Source organism: Janthinobacterium sp. (assembly GCF_031995485.1).
Classification (GTDB): domain Bacteria; phylum Pseudomonadota; class Gammaproteobacteria; order Burkholderiales; family Burkholderiaceae_D; genus Janthinobacterium.
On sequence record NZ_DAMAGB010000018.1, the window covers coordinates 12,665 to 28,779 of the forward strand.

A 16,115-nucleotide genomic window follows, 5' to 3' on the forward strand; every position below is an offset into this window, starting at 1 on the left:
CCAATGGTCCGGTGTAGCCGAACCAGGAGACGCGGTGCAAAAAATTTATTTGAGCGGCGGCTGTACCTGTTTATATCTGCCCATCAGCTCACCCTTGCCCAGCACATGGCCCTGCATCGCCTTGAGCAGCTGGTCGCGGTCGGAACCGAACGGCAGCGACAGCACCGTGTCGAGCGCAAACACCTGGAAGTGGTAATGGTGGGCCATGTCGCCCACGGGCGGGCGCGGGCCATAGTAGCCGATCGAGCCGCGCGTGGTGCGCCCCTGCAGCACGCCTTCGGGTTCGGTCAGGCGCGGCTGCTCCTGCAGGCCTTCGGGCAGGCTGGTGACGCTGGCCGGAATATTCCACGCCAGCCAGTGCACGAACGGCTTTTGCGGCGCGTCCGGGTCTTCCATGATAATGGCGTAGGATTTCGCACCCTGTACCGCCGTCCAGGCCAGCGGCGGCGACACGCCGTCCGCGTATTCGCTGTATCTGGCGGCCAGCATGGCATTGCCGGCAAACGCGCTGCTGCCGACTGCCAGCCTGCCGCCGCCCGCTGTCTGCGCCGTTTCGGGACGCGCCAGCGCCAGCGGCACGTTCGTGCCCTGCGCCGCCTGCTGCTGCATCGGCCCGGCGGGTGGTGGCGGCAGCATGGCGCCGCGCGCCGCGTTGCCGGTGTAGGCAATCCGGTACAGCACGCCGTTGGCGTCGTCCGCCATCAGCAGCGAACCGTCTTTGGCCATCGCCAGGCCCACGGGGCGCGCGATATGGGTCTTGCCGCCGTCCGCCAGGAAACTGCCGACAAACGGTTCGATCGCTTTTGCCTGGCCGTCGGCAAAGCGCACGCGCACGATTTCATAGCCGGACGGCGTACTGCGGTTCCACGAGCCGCGCATGGTGACAAACGCGTCGCCCTGGTATTCGGCCGGAAAATTCTCGCCGCGGTAGAACAGCAATTGCATCGGCGCCGCATGGGCCGTGTAGCCGAGCACCATTGGCGTGCTGCGCGCCTTCCACTCCTCCTTGCTGATATCGCCCACGGGCGTGCTTTGCGGGTAGATGCCGCCGGCACCGTACACGTGCGGCCAGCCATACTGCTTGCCCAGTTCGAGCTTGTTCAGTTCCTCCTGCTGCTCGTCGTCGCCGAGGAAATCGATGCCATGGTCCATGCCCCACAGCTCGCCCGTGCGCGGCTGCCAGTCGAAGCCGATGGTATTGCGCAGGCCCGAGGCAAAGATGCTGCGCTGCTTGCCGTCGGGCGATGCGCGCAGCAAGGTGGCGTTTTCCGGATTGCTTTCATTGCAGACATTGCAGGTCGAGCCGGCGCTGATGTACAGCATGCCGTCCGGGCCGAAGGCCAGCGTGCGGTTCGGGTGCTGGCCCGCGTCCGGCAGGTCGCCGATGATCAGCTTTAACGGCGACAGGCGCCCGTCCGGCAGGATATCGGCCACGAACACTTCCTTGACAGTGGCCAGGTACAACTTGCCGTCCCGGATCGCCAGGCCATGCGCGCCGGCGCGGCTGGCCACGGTGACGGGCGCGGCATCAGGCCGGCCATCGCCGTTGGCGTCCCGCATCATCAATACATCGCCCTGGTCGCGCCGGCTGACATAAATCGTGCCGTCCGGCGCCACCGCGATAATGCGGATATTTTTCAGGCCCGAGGCGAACACCGAGACGGCAAAGCCGGGCGGCGCCTTGATGCCGGCCATGCGTTCCGGCGTCGCTTCGACCTTGTCGGGCTTGACGATGGCGGCGGCAATGCCGACATGGGTGCCGTCACCCTGCTGGGCGCGGGCAGTGTGGGGCAACAGGGCGATGGCGCCAAGGATGGCGGGCATGGCAAGGAGAAAATGAGTTCGCATGGTGGGCCTCTTGTGTGAACTGCAAGTGTCGGGCCGCGCCCTGTCCTGCTCTGTACGGCACCTAACCGAGCGCCTGTCGCCATCGCGGCTGCTTCATCTTGCCCCTTGCGTGCGTGCGCGCACGGAAGAAAGCGTGTGAAAAGCGCAACGTGGCATCACGATCCACCTTGACGACTTGCTATAGGAATTACTTCTTGGACACTACCACTCCCCAACAGCATGACGCCTTGGCCGAACGCCGGGCCACCATTGCCAGCCGCGTCAAACAGGGCGGCTGGTCGTCCTATCTGTATGCGCTGGTGCAGATGGCGCGCGCCGCCGCCGAAGCCTGGCTGAATCGCCGCGCGTCGAGCAAGGGGGCGGCGCTCACGCTGTACGTGCTGTTTTCGCTGGCGCCGATGCTGATTCTGGTGGTCGCGCTGGCCAGCATCTTCTTTGACGAGGAAGCAGTGCGCACCGCCCTGCTGACGGAACTGGGCGGCCTGACGGGCGCGCAAGGCGGCGACGCGCTCAAAGCCATCATTTCTGGCGCCAAGCGCGCCGACGAAGGGGTGGCCGCCAGCATTATCTCCGGCGTGATCGTGCTGGTCACGGCCACCAGCGCATTTGCGGAACTGAAGGAAAGCCTGGACGAGCTGTGGCAGATCCCGCCGTCGGAAGGCTCGGGCCTGCTGCTGTTCCTCAAGGAGCGCATCCTGTCGTTCGGCCTGTTGCTGGTGCTGGCGCTGATGCTGATGATGACCCTGGCCGTCAACGCGGGCCTGGCCGCGATGCAGGGCAGCTGGGTCGATCCGACCGATCCCGGCAAGCTGCTGCAGTATGCGTTTGCGGGCCTGTCGATGCTGATCGTCACCATCATCTTTGCCTTCATCTACAAATACCTGCCGGCCACGCCGATCGCCTGGGGCGACGTGATCGTCGGCGCCATTTTGACAGCGATCCTGTTCATGGGCGGCAAGGTGCTGATCGGCCTGTACCTGGGCCATGGCGACTTCAGCACCTCGTACGGCGCGGCCGGCTCCATCGTGGCGCTGATCACGTGGATCTATTACTCGGCGCAGATCTTCTTTTTCGGCGCCCTGTTTACCCATGAATATGCGATGACCTTGGGCAGCCGCAGGGCAAGCGCTGCCGCCATGCCGCCGCGCGGTGCAGTGTAAGCTTTAGCAACATGGTTTGCCTGGTAGTTGCCATCTTTCGCAGTTAACCCGTGCGGCGAAAATGCCGGGGTCGGGCCCTGAGGGTCCGACCCCGGAATTTGCTTCTGGGGTGAAAATGACACTAACTTAAGGAGATCAACGTCGGCGCCGCCCGGAAAGACCAAGCAGCGGTTCTCAGGCCGTGCTGACCGCATAGCGCGACATGTCGCTGCCGCCGCCCTGCCACAGCGCCAGGAACGATTCATACACATGGCGCGTCAGCGACGGGCGGCGGCGCGACTTGCGCCAGAACTCGTAGCGGCCCTTGAACACATAGCCGTCGTTGAAGGTCACCTCGAAGTCGATGTCGACCTGGTCGCCGGCGCCATGCACCCACGATCCCAGCAGCCGGTCCGCTTCGCGAAACGCGCCCAGCACCGCGCTTTGATGGTTCTGCCGGCCGATGCGGATGCGGGCCACTTCGATCTTTTCGTTGTTCTCGTCGTCGATGCCGAACGGTGGCAATGAGTCAGGTGCGTTCATGATATCGGTGCCTTTCATGGTTTATGCAGCGTGTTGCTGTTGACTGTCCAGTAAAAAACGGGTGGCCGCCGCTGCGGGCAACGGCCGGCTGTAGTAATAGCCCTGCATCTGGTCGCACTGCCAGCCGCACAGCAGGCTGCGCTGCGCTTCCGTCTCGACGCCCTCGGCGATCACCGACAGGCCCAGGCTGTGACCGAGGCCGATGGTGGCCTGCACGATGGCGCGCTGCTCGCCGACGGTGGCCATATTGCGCACGAACGACTGGTCGATCTTGAGCTTGTCGATCGGGAAGCGGGAGAGGTATGCCAGGCTGGAGTAGCCGGTGCCGAAGTCGTCGATCGCCAGGCGCAGGCCCAGGCTGCGCAGGCGCTGCAGCAGCGCGATCGCGCTTTCCGCGTCTTCCATCACTACCCCTTCGGTGATCTCCAGTTCCAGCAATTCGGGCTTGATGCCGCTGGTAGCCAGCAGCGCTTCCAGGTGCGGCAGGAAGCCGGGCGCGGCGAACTGGCGCGGCGAGATATTGACGGCGACAGGCACCGTCCTGCCCTGCCGGTCCCAGTCGCACAGCTGGCGGCAGGCCTCTTCCAGCACCCAGTCGCCGATGCCGACGATCAGGCCCGACTCTTCGGCCAGGGGAATGAACTGGTCGGGCGGCACAAGCTGGCCGTCGCGGCGCCAGCGCAGCAGCGCCTCGAAGCCGACCAGCGCGCCATCGGCGAGGGCCTGCTGCGGCTGGTAATGCAGTTCCAGTTCGCCGCGCTCGACGGCGTGGCGCAGTGCCGCTTCGGTGGCGATGCGTTGTCCGGCCTGGGCATTGATTTCTTCGCAATACGGCACCACGGTATCGCCGCCGGCGCGGCGCGCCAGCTGCAGCGCGGCGTCGGCATTGCGCAGCAGCGCTTCCGGCTCGCGGCCATGCAGCGGATAGCTGACGGCGCCCAGGCTCAGGGTGGTGAATATCTCATGGCCCTGCCAGCTGTACGGCACGCCCACCTCCTCGCGCAGCGCCGACAGGGCGGCTTCGAATTCGGCGCTTTCGCGCGGCCACTGGTACAGGATGGCGAAATTGGCGCCGTCGAGGCGGTACACCTCGCCCCCGCTGCATTCGGCGGCCTGGCGGATGCGTCCCAGCAGGCCGACGATCATCTGGTCGCCGAAGCTGTGACCGAGGCCGCCGACGATGCGCGTAAAACGGTCGATGGTGCCCAGCACCACGGCATGCGGCGTCGATGGCAGGCTGCGCAGGCGCGCCTCGAACGAGCGGCGGTGCGCCAGGCCCGTCAGCGGATCGTGGCCAGCCTGGTGCGCCAGCTGTTCTTCGACGCGGAAGCGGGCCCGCACGTGGTACAGCAGGAAGCCGCTGCTCAACAGCGCCAGCAGGTCGAACAGGTGCACCAGCCGCGTCATGCCCAGCGCATTTTTCTCGGCCGCTTCGCCGCCCGCATAAATCGTCTGCTGTACCTCGTCGCGCAGCAGCGAGACCCTGGCGCGCAGCTGCGCCGCGTCGCGGTACTGCGCCTCGACCAGCAGCGCCAGGCGCGCCAGCTGGCCGTTGCGCGCCGCATCCTGCACCTCGCGCACCAGCGGCTGGCCCTGCGCCAGCAGGCGCCAGTAATGGGCGTTGACCGCCGCCAGGTCGGGCTGCGCGCCGATGCCCAACCGCAGCGCCAGGAAATCGCGTTCGAGGTCGGCGCGCAGCGACGGCAGCAAGGCCAGGAAATGCTGCTGCGACGCCGGTGTGCCGGACAGTTGGTCCAGCGCCTGCTGGTAGCGCTGCAGCGAAGCATCGAGATTGCCCAGGTGGCGCAGCTGCGGCAGGCTCTGGTCCAGCATCGGTCCGGCGCTGCTGCGGATACTGCTGCCGGCGCGTTCCATCACGATCGACAGGCCGATGCTGGCGGCGATCACCAGCAGCAGCACACCGTACACGGACCAGCGGGCCCAGGCCAGGCGCAGCGATTTCACGCGCTGCACGCCCAGGCGCAGCATGGCGGCAACGCGGCGCGGCAGCTGGCCACGGCTGGCGAACGGCAAAGGGGCGGTATATCCGAAGGCGATGCGCATCGAAAACTCCAGGCTGGGTGACGCCGGCGTTACAGGTCTTGGCAGGCCTGGCGGATGCAGCGCACCAGGTCGTTCGATTGAAACGGCTTGCTGAGGAAGCATGAGGCGCCCGACTGCAGCGCGCGCTGGCGTATCGCCGGCTCGGCAAACGCCGTCAGCATGATCAGCGGCGTGGTGCTGCCCTGCCGGCGCAACTGCTCCAGCAGGTCGATACCGCTCATGCCGGGCATCTGCAGGTCGCTGATGATGCATTGATAGGCGTCCGGCGCGGCGCCGGCCAGCAGGCTTTCGGCGGAATCGAAGCTGCTGGTCTGGTAGCCGTACGAGCGCAGCAGGCTGCCCAGCGCGCTGCGCACGGACTCGTGGTCATCGACGATGGCGATGTGAAAACTGGATGGATCGGACTCGGTCACTGCAAACTCCCTGGTAACGTATGGGAGAACTGTACAGGGCGGGACGCCAGCGCGAAATCATACAAGGGTATAGGGCTGCGGATGCGCGCGGCATGTCGCTTTCACCCCAACGGCGAAATGCCGGGGTCGGACCCTCAGGGTCCGACCCCAGTCCTTGCCGTTGGGTTTAATGGCATTACTTGCGCCTGGCGGTATCGATCCCCAGCGCCTCCGCCATGCGCACCAGGTCGGCAAAGGTGCGTGCCTGCATCTTGCGCATGGCGTTGCCGCGGTGGATCTTGACGGTGATTTCGCTGGTGCCCAGGTCGCCCGCGATCTGCTTGTTCATCAGGCCACTGGCGGCCAGCGCCATGATTTCGCGTTCGCGCGGGGTCAGGCTGGCGTAGCAGTCGTGCAGGCCCTGCGCCGCCTGTTCGCGCGCGCGCCGTTCGCGGTCGGTGGCCAGCGCCAGGTTGACGGCGTCGAGCAGGTCCTGGTCGCGGAACGGTTTGGCCAGGAAATCGAGCGCGCCGGCCTTCATCGCGCGCACCGACATCGGGATATCGCCGTGGCCCGTCATGAAGATTACCGGCAGGTGCACGCCGTCGCGATTGAGTTCGGCCTGGAAGTCGAGGCCGGACAGGCCCTGCAGGCGCACGTCGAGCAGCAGGCAGCTGACCACTTCCGGGCGCGGCTGGGCCAGGAACTGGGCCACCGAGGCGTAATCGGCGACCTGCAGGCCCACCGAGCGCAGCAAACTGGAGATGGCGCCGCGCAGCAGCGCATCGTCGTCGACGATATGCACCAGCCCTTCCGGCGCCGCCGCCATGGCCGCGCCGCTCATGCGCACTCCGTCATTGCGTCGGCGGCCGCTGGCAGCGCCAGCGACAGCGTGGCGCCCTGCCCCGGCGTGCTGCGCGCCCAGATGCGCCCGCCATGCGTCTCGATGATCGAGCGGCAGATCGGCAGCCCCATGCCCATGCCGTCGGCCTTGGTGCTGAAAAACGCTTCGAACAGGTGCGGCAGGTCTTCCACGGCGATGCCGGGACCCGTATCGGCGATATGGCAGGCCACGCCGCCCTTGTCGTCCTGCGCGGTGCGCAGCAGCAGCGACGCTTCGCCAGGCGCGCAGCCCTGCATGGCCTGCATCGCGTTCATCAGCAGGTTGATCAGCACCTGCAGCAGCTGCACCTTGTCGCCGCAGACCTGCGGCAGGCCCGGCGCCAGCTCCAGGCGCAGGCTGACCGAGTGGCTGCCCAGCTCGCGCCGCACCAGGCCGGCCGCTTCTTCGGCCACCGCGTTGAAGTCCAGCGGCAGGTGATGCGGGTCGCTGCGCCGCGCCAGCGCGCGGATGCGCTGGATTACTTCGGTGGCGCGCCGGCTCGCTTCGAGCAGGCTGCCGATCGCGGCGCAGGCTTCGTCGAGGTTCGGCTGCGGGCGGTTCAGCCAGCGCAGGCTCGCTTCGCCGTTGGTGGCAATCGCCGCCAAGGGCTGGTTGACCTCATGCGCGATCGAGGCGGCCAGCTCGCCCAGCATGGTCACGCGCGTCACGTGCGCCAGCTGTACCTGCGACTGGTGCAGCGCCTGTTCGGCCAGCACCGAGGCCGTCACGTCCATCAGCGCGCCCAGGTATTCGCAGCGGCCTGCCTGGTCGTAGGTCGGCTGGGCCAGCACATGCACATACTTTACCTGGCCATCGGGCATCTGCAAACGATGATGCACATCGAGTTCGCCCTCGCAGCGCATGACCTGGTCGATGGCGGCGCGCACCAGCGGCCGGTCGTCAGGCAGCGTGCGTTCGAGCAGCATCTCGACGGTCGGCTTCTGGCAGGTGGGGTAGCCGTAGATGCGCGCCGCTTCGTCCGACCAATACATGCGCGCTTCGGGCGCCGTGAAGCTGAAGCTGCCGGTCTTGCTGATGCGCTGGGTGCCGGCCAAAAACGCTTCGCTGCGGCGCAGCGCTTCCTTGCGCGCCAGCAGGTCTTCGGTGGCGGCCTGTCCCGTCAGCGCCAGGAAGGCGGTGATGCCGATCGCCGCCAGGCTGACCATCAGGCGTCCCGAGGCGGGACCGGAAAAGATCGATACGTGGATCAGGCCATAGGCCAGCAGGGTCAGCCCCATGCACAGCACCGTGGTCAGGATCACGCCGCGGCGGCCCCAGATGCTGGCCGACAGCAGCACCACCACCACGTACATCACGGCGATGGCCACATCGAGCTCGGTAAACGCATCAACGGCAAAGATCAGCAGCGTCACGCCGACGAGCAGGAGGGAGAGTAAGGGACTGCCCGGGATGCGTACCATGCCTGACCTTTCTAAGCCATTATTTTCTTCATCAGCATTGTAATATGGCAATAAAGATAAGGGCGCTATACGAAAGTATAGTTTTTACCTGCCAGGACCTCAAATAATGATGTCAGCGCCCGCCTCCGGCCGGCATCCGGCCAGGAAACAACAGCACGGGGATCGATTTCGAGGTCGGCGTGCCGGCGCCGTCGGCCACGCTGGCCAAAGGCACCAGCGCATTGGTCTCGGGGTAATACGCCGCCACGCAGCCGCGCGGGATATCGTAGGCGACCAGCATGAAGCCGTCCGCGCGCCGCTCCACCCCGTCGTCCCAGACGCTGCGCACGTCGACCCAGTCGCCGGCCTGCATGCCCAGCATGGCGATATCGTCGGCGTGGATGAAGATCACGCGGCGCAGGCCGAACACGCCCCGGTAGCGGTCGTCGTGGGCATAGATGGTGGTGTTGTACTGGTCGTGCGAGCGCGTCGTCATCATCACCAGCAGCCGCTCGCCATGGCGCGCGCGGGCCCGCGAAATCGGCGTGTCGCGCGGCACCGCATGCACGGCAAACTGCGCCTTGCCGCTGGCCGTATGCCAGGTGCGGTGGCGCGGCGCCACGGTCAGGTGAAAGCCGCCCGGCACCGCGATGCGCCGGTTATAGTCGTGGAAATCGTCGAACACCTTTTCGATCTCGTCGCGGATCAGGCTGTAGTCGTTGCGCCACGCGGGCCACGCCAGGCCGTGACGGCCCTGGCCGGTGCCGCTGCCCAATGTCGCTTCGGCCATGCGCGAGACGATCGCCACTTCCGACAGCAGCGCCTTCGAGGCCGGCGCATTGCGCCCGTAGGAGACATGCACCATGCTCATGGAATCCTCCACCGTCACCCCCTGCGCCACGCCCTGCTGCAGGTCGATTTCCGTGCGGCCCAGAGTCGGCAGGATCAGCGCAGCCTGCCCATGCACCAGCGCGCTGCGATTGAGCTTGGTGATCACCTGCACCGTCAGCGCGCACGAGCGCAAGGCCGCAAAGGTGCGCGGCGTGTCCGGCGTGGCAACGGCAAAATTGCCGCCCAGGCCGATAAACACCTTGACCTTGCCCTGCTCCATGGCGGCGATCGTCGCCACCACATCGTGCCCGTGATGGCGCGGCGGTTCGAAACCGTACACCTGCTGCAGCCGGTCGAGGAACGCTGCGGTGGGCTGCTCCTCGATGCCCACCGTGCGGTCGCCCTGCACGTTCGAGTGCCCGCGCACGGGGCACAGGCCGGCGCCTGGCCGGCCGATATTGCCGCGCATCAGCATCAGATTGGCCAGCATCTGAATGGTGGCCACCGCATGCTTGTGCTGGGTGATGCCCATGCCCCAGGTGGCGATCACGCGCTCGCTGGCGGCGTAGATATCGGCCAGCTGCGCGATCTGCGCCTGCGGCACGCCCGACTCCTGCACCAGCAGCGGCCACGATTCGGCGCGCAGGTCGGCAGCAAAACCTTCGAAAAACGCCGTGTGCGCGGCGATGAAATCGAGGTCGAGCAGCCGGTGCGCGCCGTTCAGGGCCGCTGCGTCATCCAGTTCCAGCAGGCGCTTGGCCACGCCCTTGAGCAGCGCAAAATCGCCGCCCAGGCGCGGCTGGACGAACAGCGAGGCGATCTTCGTGCTGCCGCCGGTCAGCATTTCGCCGATCGCCTGCGGGTCGGCAAAGCGCTGCAGCCCACGCTCGCGCAGCGGATTGATCGAGACGATGGTGGCGCCCCGTTTGGCGCACGCGCGCAATTCGCCCAGCATGCGCGGATGGTTGGTGGCCGGGTTCTGGCCGAAGATGAAAATCGCGTCGGCGTGTTCGAAGTCGTCCAGCGTGACCGTGCCCTTGCCGGCGCCGACCACCGGCGGCAGCCCGCGGCTGGTCGCTTCATGGCACATGTTCGAGCAGTCCGGAAAGTTATTGGTGCCGTAGGCGCGCGCAAACAGCTGGTACAGATAGGCCGCTTCATTGCTGGCGCGGCCCGAAGTATAAAACGCCGCCTGGTCCGGCTCATCGAGCAGGTTCAACTCGCATGCGACCAGTTCGAACGCAGCGTCCCATGAAATGGGCACGTAATGGTCGCTGGCCGCGTCGTAGCGCATCGGCAGGGTCAGCCGGCCGTGCTGCTCCAGCTCGAAATCGGACTGATGCAGCAGTTCGGTGACCGTATGGCGCGCAAAAAAGTCGCTGGCAACGCGCCGCGACGTCGCCTCGGCCGCCACCGCCTTGGCGCCGTTCTCGCAAAATTCAAAGGTCGAGGAATGGGCGCGGTCGGGCCAGGCGCAGCCGGGGCAGTCGAAGCCGTCCGGCTGGTTTTGCCTGAGCAAGGCACGGTAGCCGGCCGGCGGCACCCGTTCGCGCAGCATGCCCTGCGCCACATGGCGCAGCGCGTCCCAGCCGGCGGCGGCGTGGGTATACGGGGCGATCTTGCCGCCCGGTTTGGGCTGACTGCTCATGAAACGGCCTCTTCGGTTGGACACAGCAATGGTAACGCAACGGATGGCGACGCGATGGGCGGCGCCAGCTGGAACAGCTCCTGCACCGGCACCGCGCGGCCGAACAGATAGCCCTGCAGGCCGGCGCAGCCGATCAGACGCAGGCTGTCCCACTGTTCGCGGCTTTCCACCCCTTCGGCCACCACCTGCAGGCCCATGCTGTGGGCCAGGCTGACGATGGTGCGCACGATGGTCGAGGCGTGCGGCGTATGCAGCATATCGTGCACGAAAGAGCGGTCGATCTTCAACTGGTCGATCGGCAGGCGCTTCAGATAGCTGAGCGAGGAATAACCGGTGCCGAAATCATCGAGTGAAAAGCCCACGCCGCGCGACTTGAGCAAGGTCATCTTGCCGATCACGTCGTCGACATCGGTCAGCAGCATGCTTTCGGTCAGCTCCAGCTTGAGCAGGTGCGGGTCGGCGCCGCTGCGCGCAATGATCTGCAGCACGCGCTCGGCAAATGCGGGCTGGCGGAACTGGCGCGCGCTGACATTGACGGCGATCGTCAGCGCGCGCTTGTCCGCCGCCGTGGACCAGGTCACCAGTTGCTGGCAGGCTGTCTCCAGCACCCAGTCGCCGATCTCGCCGATCAGGCCCGCTTTTTCCGCCTGCGCGATAAAGTCGCCCGGCGCCACCATGCCGCGCCGTGGATGCTGCCAGCGCAGCAGTGCTTCCACGCCCGTCATGGCGCCATGCGCGTCGACCACTGGCTGGTAGTACAGCAGCAGTTCGCGCTGCGCCAGCGCCGAGCGCAGGTCCTGCTCCAGCGACGCCGAGGCGTCCAGCGCGGCCTGCATGCGCGGGTCGAAAAAGCGGAACGTGTTGCGGCCGGCCGCCTTGGCTTCGTACATCGCCATGTCGGCCTGGCGCAGCAGGTCATTGATGGTGTGGTGGCCTTCGCCGAACAGCACGATGCCGATGCTGGGCGTGCTGCGCAGCTCATGGCCGTCGAGCGGATACGGCAGTCCCAGCGCCTGCACGATTTTATTGGCGACGATTTCGGCGTGGCTGGCCGCCTGCGCCGGCGAGCCGCCCACGTCATCGAGCAGGATCACGAATTCGTCGCCGCCGAGGCGCGCCACCGTGTCGCTGTCGCGCATCACCTGCTGCAGCCGGAACGCCACCATTTCCAGCAGGCGGTCGCCCATGTCGTGGCCCATGGTGTCGTTCAGCTGCTTGAAGTTGTCGAGGTCGACGAACAGCACCGCGCCATGGCAGCCGCCCCGTTCGCCGCGCGTGATCGCGTGGCCCAGGCGGTCGAGCAGCAAACGCCGGTTCGGCAGGCCGGTCAGGCCGTCATAAAACGCCAGGTGGGCGATTTCCGCTTCGGCCAGCTTGCGCGCGCTGATATCCATGCGCGTGCCGACCATGCGCAGCGCCGTGCCATCGCTGCTGCGCTCGACCACCTTGCCGCGGCTTTGCAGCCAGACCCAGTGGCCGTTGCGGTGACGCATGCGGTACTCGGCTTCGTACGGCCGGCTGCGGTCCTGCAGATGCAGCGCCAGCGCGCGCTGCAGCAGTTCTTCGTCCTCGGGATGCACCAGCACGCGCCATTCGCCATGGTCGAGGGCCAGTTCGCCGGGCGCGTAGCCGAGCATGGCGGCGGACCTGGCGTCGATGGTGCGCACATCGTTCGTCATCTGCCATTCCCACAGGCCCAGGTTGGCGCCGTTCAAGGCCAGCTCGACCCGGTCGGCCGCCGCCGCCCGCTCCTCGTTGCGCGCCTGCGCCAGTTCTTCCAGCGCCAGGCGGCGCCGCTGCGCCAGCAGCAGGCCCACCGCGCCGATCACGCCCGTCAGCAGCCAGGCCAGCGCGCTGGTCCAGGCCAGGCTGTGCCAGCCCGCCTCGATCTGCGCGGTCGAGCGCGACAGGCTGATCACCAGCGTCTTGTCCAGCCCCAGTCCCTGCAGCTGCATGGTGCGCTGGACCACCAGGCGCCGTTCGCCACCGGCCGCCGCCCCTTCCAGCACGGTCAGCATGCGCCTGCTTCGCTGGTGCTGCGCGAACAGCGGGTCCGGCGCGCCGCGCGCACGCATGGCGGCCGGGTCGGCCGGCACATACAGGATGCGCCGGCCGCTGTCTTCGGTAATCGCGCTGTTCATGTCCGGCGCATACAGGGCCGAGCGCATCACGGCGTCGAAATATTCGGGGTTGAGAATCGCGCTGACGGCGCCGCCGTGGTTGCCTTCACGGTCGGTCAGCGCCAGCGACAGCTTGATATTGAATACGCCGGGCGTATTTTCATACGGCTGCGACAGATACAGGGTATCGGGCGACTGCATGCTGGCCACCTGGCGGGTGTACTGGCGGTCGTCGAGGCGCGCATCGCGCAGGTCGTCGTCGGACAACAGGATATGGCCGCGCCGGTCGACCACCACCAGCGCCCGCACGCCCGGCATGGCGCGCTTCAATGATTGCAGCAGGACCCGGCGGCATTCGCCATTGCAGGCGTTGGTCGGGTGGAACGCGCGGCGCGCGCTGTCGAGGGCATTGCGCACCCCTTCGAACTGGTGCTGCAGGTTCTCGTCGATGATCAGGGTCTGCATGCGCATGCGCTCGATATCGGAGGCGATCAGGAGGCGCCGCTCGGTCCAGATAAAGTAGCCCACCATCAGCGCGCTCATCAGCAGCACCCCGGCCAGCACCAGCCATTCGGCGCCCCGGCGGCGCGGACGCGGCAAGCGCTGCAACAGATCAATCGGCATCATTTTCCCCTCACGATAGTGGTCATGCCAGGCACATTCGCCTGCCAGTGACGGCCACTATAGGCAGCTCGCAAGCGGAAGAAAATCAGACCTTGGGTAGCGCCACTCATACCAAGGTTTAGGGTCGGCGCGGGCCACGCCCTGCGCGGCAGGCGTTTGCGGCGCCACCTTATACCCACGTATGACTAGGCAAGGCGGCGCGCGTTTCGCACAATGAGTCATCACAACCGGCACCACAGGAGTCCATCATGCAAGCAGCCCGCACCACCATCGTTATCGCCGACGACCATCCACTGATCCGCGCCGGCATGGCCTCGCTGTTGCAGTCCGAGGGCAGCTTCATGCTGCTGGGGCAGGCCGAGGATGGCGCCCAGGCGGTCGAACTGTATGCCCGCCTGCGCCCCGCCGTGCTGCTGATGGACATGAGCATGCCAGGCTGCGATGGGGTGGAGGCGACGCTGCGCATCCGCCGCCAGCATCCCGATGCGCGCATCGTCATCCTCAGTGCGCACGAAGGCGATGAAGTGGTGCACCGCGCGATGCAGGCCGGCGCCAGCGGCTATCTGCTGAAAAACGCGCCGTTTGCCGAACTGCTCGCCTGCATCGCCAGCGTACTGGAAGGCAGAAAATACCTGGCGCCAGGGCTGTCGGCCAAGCTGGCGGGCCGCGTGCACGGCAGCGATTTGTCGACGCGCGAGCATGAAATCCTGGCCCACCTGGCGACCGGCATGAGCAACAAGCTGATCGCGCGCGTGGCCGGCATTGGTGTCGGCACCGTCAAGTTCCATATCAATAATATCCTCGCCAAGCTCGATGCCGTCAGCCGCACCGAAGCGGTGATGGTGGCCAGCCGGCGCGGCATCGTGCAGCTGGCCTAGGAATGGCACCAGCGCCTGGCCTGACCTTTAGACAGTCGCCATGCCAGCAGGCAGCCGCTAGCATGGCACTCAACCTCGACACTACCGAAAGTCCTCCATGAAAACACGTATTTCGACACTGGCCCTGGCCTGCGCCATGGCACTGCCGCTGGCCATGTCCGCCGCCAGCGTGCATGCCGCCGCGCCGCAACAGCACACGCAGGCGCCTGGCTGGTACCGCATGATGCTGGGCGAGTTCGAAGTCACCGCGCTGTCCGACGGCACGCACGCGTTTCCGATCGACACCGTGATGCGCGGCATTACGCCCAGGCAGATCGCCACGGATCTGGCGAACGCCGACCTCACGGCGCCCGTGCAGGGCTCGATCAACGCCTTCCTGGTCAACACGGGCAAGAAGCTGATCCTGATCGACGCGGGCGCCGGCGTGCTGTATGGCGACTGCTGCGGCCGCCTGCTGGCGAACCTGCGCGCGGCCGGCTACCAGCCGGAACAGGTCGACGAAGTGCTGCTGACGCATCTGCACAAGGACCATGCGGGCGGCATCGTCACCGACGGCAAGCCGGCCTTCCCGCACGCGGTGGTGCGATTGTCGCAGCAGGAAGCCGATTACTGGCTCGACCCGGCCAGCAAGGCCAAGGGCCCGGCCTTTCTCGCTACCTTCTACGACGCCGCCGTCTCGTCCACCGCGCCGTATATCGCCGCCAACCGCTTCAGCCCCTACGCCAGCTACGGCGAAATCACGCCCGGCATTACCGCCATGCCGGCGCCCGGCCATACGCCGGGCCACGCCATGTACATGGTGAAAAGCGGCAGCCAGCAGTTGCTGGTGTGGGGCGACATCGTCCACATGGCCGCGCTGCAGATGCAGCATCCGGAAGCGACGGTGCAGTACGACAGCGCGCAGGACGTGGCGCGCACCACGCGCGCGGCCCTGCTGAAAAAACTGAGCGGCGAACACGTGATCGTCGGCGCCGCGCATATCGCCTTCCCGGGCCTGGGCCACCTGCGCCAGGACGGCAAGCGCTACGCATGGCTGCCGGTGAACTATGACGGCATGCCGCCGGCACCCTGATCTTTTTGGCACGGGCCATCGCGGCCCGCATTTTCACTCACCTTGAAAGCACATCATGAGCACCTCACCAACTATCCTGCAAGACTTCGGCTCCCTCGCCAACGTGCGCATCGGCCTGTCGGCCGAAGTGCGCGCCCAGGGCGTGCATGCGCTGAACCGCCTGCTGGCCCATACCATGGCGATCCGCGACGCCTATAAAAAAGCGCACTGGCAGACGTCCGGCGCCACCTTTCACCAGCTGCACCTGCTGTTCGACAAGCACTACGGCGAACAGGTGCTGATCATGGACGCCATCGCCGAACGCGTGCAGACCCTGGGCGGCGTGACCTTCGCGCTGGCGCAGGACGTGGTCGACGAATCGTCGATCGCGCGCGCCCCGCGCGGCCGCGAGTCCGCCCTGGCCCAGCTGTCGCGCCTGCTGGACGCGCATGAAACGATCCTGCTCGAAGCGCGTCCGCTGGCGCGCGCGGCCGCCGAGATGGGCGACGACGGCAGCAATGACCTGATCGTCAGCCAGGTGGTGCGCAGCAATGAGCTGCAAAGCTGGTTTATCGGCGAACACCTGGCGGCGCAAAGCGGCAAGGCGCAATAAATTCGGCACTGCCGTCAGCGTCAACAATATTGTCGGATGACGCGGGGCATCGCCTCGCTGATCCGACCTGCCAATTGAACA

12 protein-coding genes are annotated in these 16,115 nt (G+C 66.5%); 4 read left to right on the plus strand and 8 right to left on the minus strand.

Translation table 11 applies throughout. The features are described 5' to 3' along the window. Positions 1-45 precede the first annotated feature (45 nt). The gene (locus RTQ46_RS12305) at positions 46-1,848 is read right to left on the minus strand and encodes a YbhB/YbcL family Raf kinase inhibitor-like protein (protein ID WP_312436921.1); all 1,803 of its coding nucleotides are present in this window, start codon (positions 1,846-1,848) and stop codon (positions 46-48) included. A gap of 194 nt (positions 1,849-2,042) precedes the next feature. On the opposite strand from RTQ46_RS12305, the gene RTQ46_RS12310 reads away from it, so the two are divergent. Beyond that, the gene (locus RTQ46_RS12310) at positions 2,043-3,008 is read left to right on the plus strand and encodes a YihY/virulence factor BrkB family protein (RefSeq protein ID WP_312436922.1); all 966 of its coding nucleotides are present in this window, start codon (positions 2,043-2,045) and stop codon (positions 3,006-3,008) included. Between the two features lie 174 nt (positions 3,009-3,182). On the opposite strand, the gene RTQ46_RS12315 is transcribed toward RTQ46_RS12310, so the two are convergent. The 7 genes from RTQ46_RS12315 to RTQ46_RS12345 form a co-directional block, all read right to left on the minus strand. Further along, complete coding sequence (locus RTQ46_RS12315) at positions 3,183-3,530, minus strand: hypothetical protein (protein ID WP_312436923.1); 348 nt, start codon at positions 3,528-3,530, stop codon at positions 3,183-3,185. Between the two features lie 21 nt (positions 3,531-3,551). Further along, on the minus strand, positions 3,552-5,594 hold the full coding sequence (locus RTQ46_RS12320; protein WP_312436925.1) for a bifunctional diguanylate cyclase/phosphodiesterase: 2,043 nt from the start codon (positions 5,592-5,594) through the stop codon (positions 3,552-3,554). Between the two features lie 29 nt (positions 5,595-5,623). Further along, complete coding sequence (locus tag RTQ46_RS12325; protein WP_312436926.1) at positions 5,624-6,007, minus strand: response regulator; 384 nt, start codon at positions 6,005-6,007, stop codon at positions 5,624-5,626. 175 nt (positions 6,008-6,182) lie between these two features. Then, positions 6,183-6,830, minus strand: coding sequence for a response regulator transcription factor (locus RTQ46_RS12330; RefSeq protein ID WP_312436928.1), 648 nt, complete (start codon positions 6,828-6,830; stop codon positions 6,183-6,185). Further along, positions 6,827-8,290: an ATP-binding protein gene (locus tag RTQ46_RS12335; RefSeq protein WP_312436930.1), complete on the minus strand. Its 1,464-nt coding sequence runs from the start codon at positions 8,288-8,290 to the stop codon at positions 6,827-6,829. Before RTQ46_RS12335 ends, RTQ46_RS12330 begins: the two co-directional genes overlap by 4 nt. Before the next feature lie 112 nt (positions 8,291-8,402). Then, entirely contained in the window at positions 8,403-10,748 is a 2,346-nt protein-coding gene (locus tag RTQ46_RS12340) for an FdhF/YdeP family oxidoreductase (RefSeq protein WP_312436932.1), read from the minus strand. Continuing rightward, a complete protein-coding gene (locus tag RTQ46_RS12345) occupies positions 10,745-13,495 on the minus strand; it encodes an EAL domain-containing protein (protein WP_312436933.1) in 2,751 nt (916 codons plus the stop codon). Before RTQ46_RS12345 ends, RTQ46_RS12340 begins: the two co-directional genes overlap by 4 nt. A 245-nt stretch (positions 13,496-13,740) precedes the next feature. Here RTQ46_RS12345 and RTQ46_RS12350 point away from each other — a divergent pair, with 245 nt between their 5' ends. The 3 genes from RTQ46_RS12350 to RTQ46_RS12360 all read left to right on the plus strand — a co-directional run bounded on the left by RTQ46_RS12350 (position 13,741) and on the right by RTQ46_RS12360 (position 16,034). Next, the gene (locus RTQ46_RS12350; RefSeq protein WP_312436935.1) at positions 13,741-14,370 is read left to right on the plus strand and encodes a response regulator transcription factor; all 630 of its coding nucleotides are present in this window, start codon (positions 13,741-13,743) and stop codon (positions 14,368-14,370) included. 97 nt (positions 14,371-14,467) lie between these two features. Further along, entirely contained in the window at positions 14,468-15,442 is a 975-nt protein-coding gene (locus RTQ46_RS12355; protein WP_409518324.1) for an MBL fold metallo-hydrolase, read from the plus strand. A 55-nt stretch (positions 15,443-15,497) separates the two neighbouring features. Then, the gene (locus RTQ46_RS12360) at positions 15,498-16,034 is read left to right on the plus strand and encodes a DNA starvation/stationary phase protection protein (protein WP_312436937.1); all 537 of its coding nucleotides are present in this window, start codon (positions 15,498-15,500) and stop codon (positions 16,032-16,034) included. The last annotated feature ends 81 nt before the right edge of the window (positions 16,035-16,115 follow it).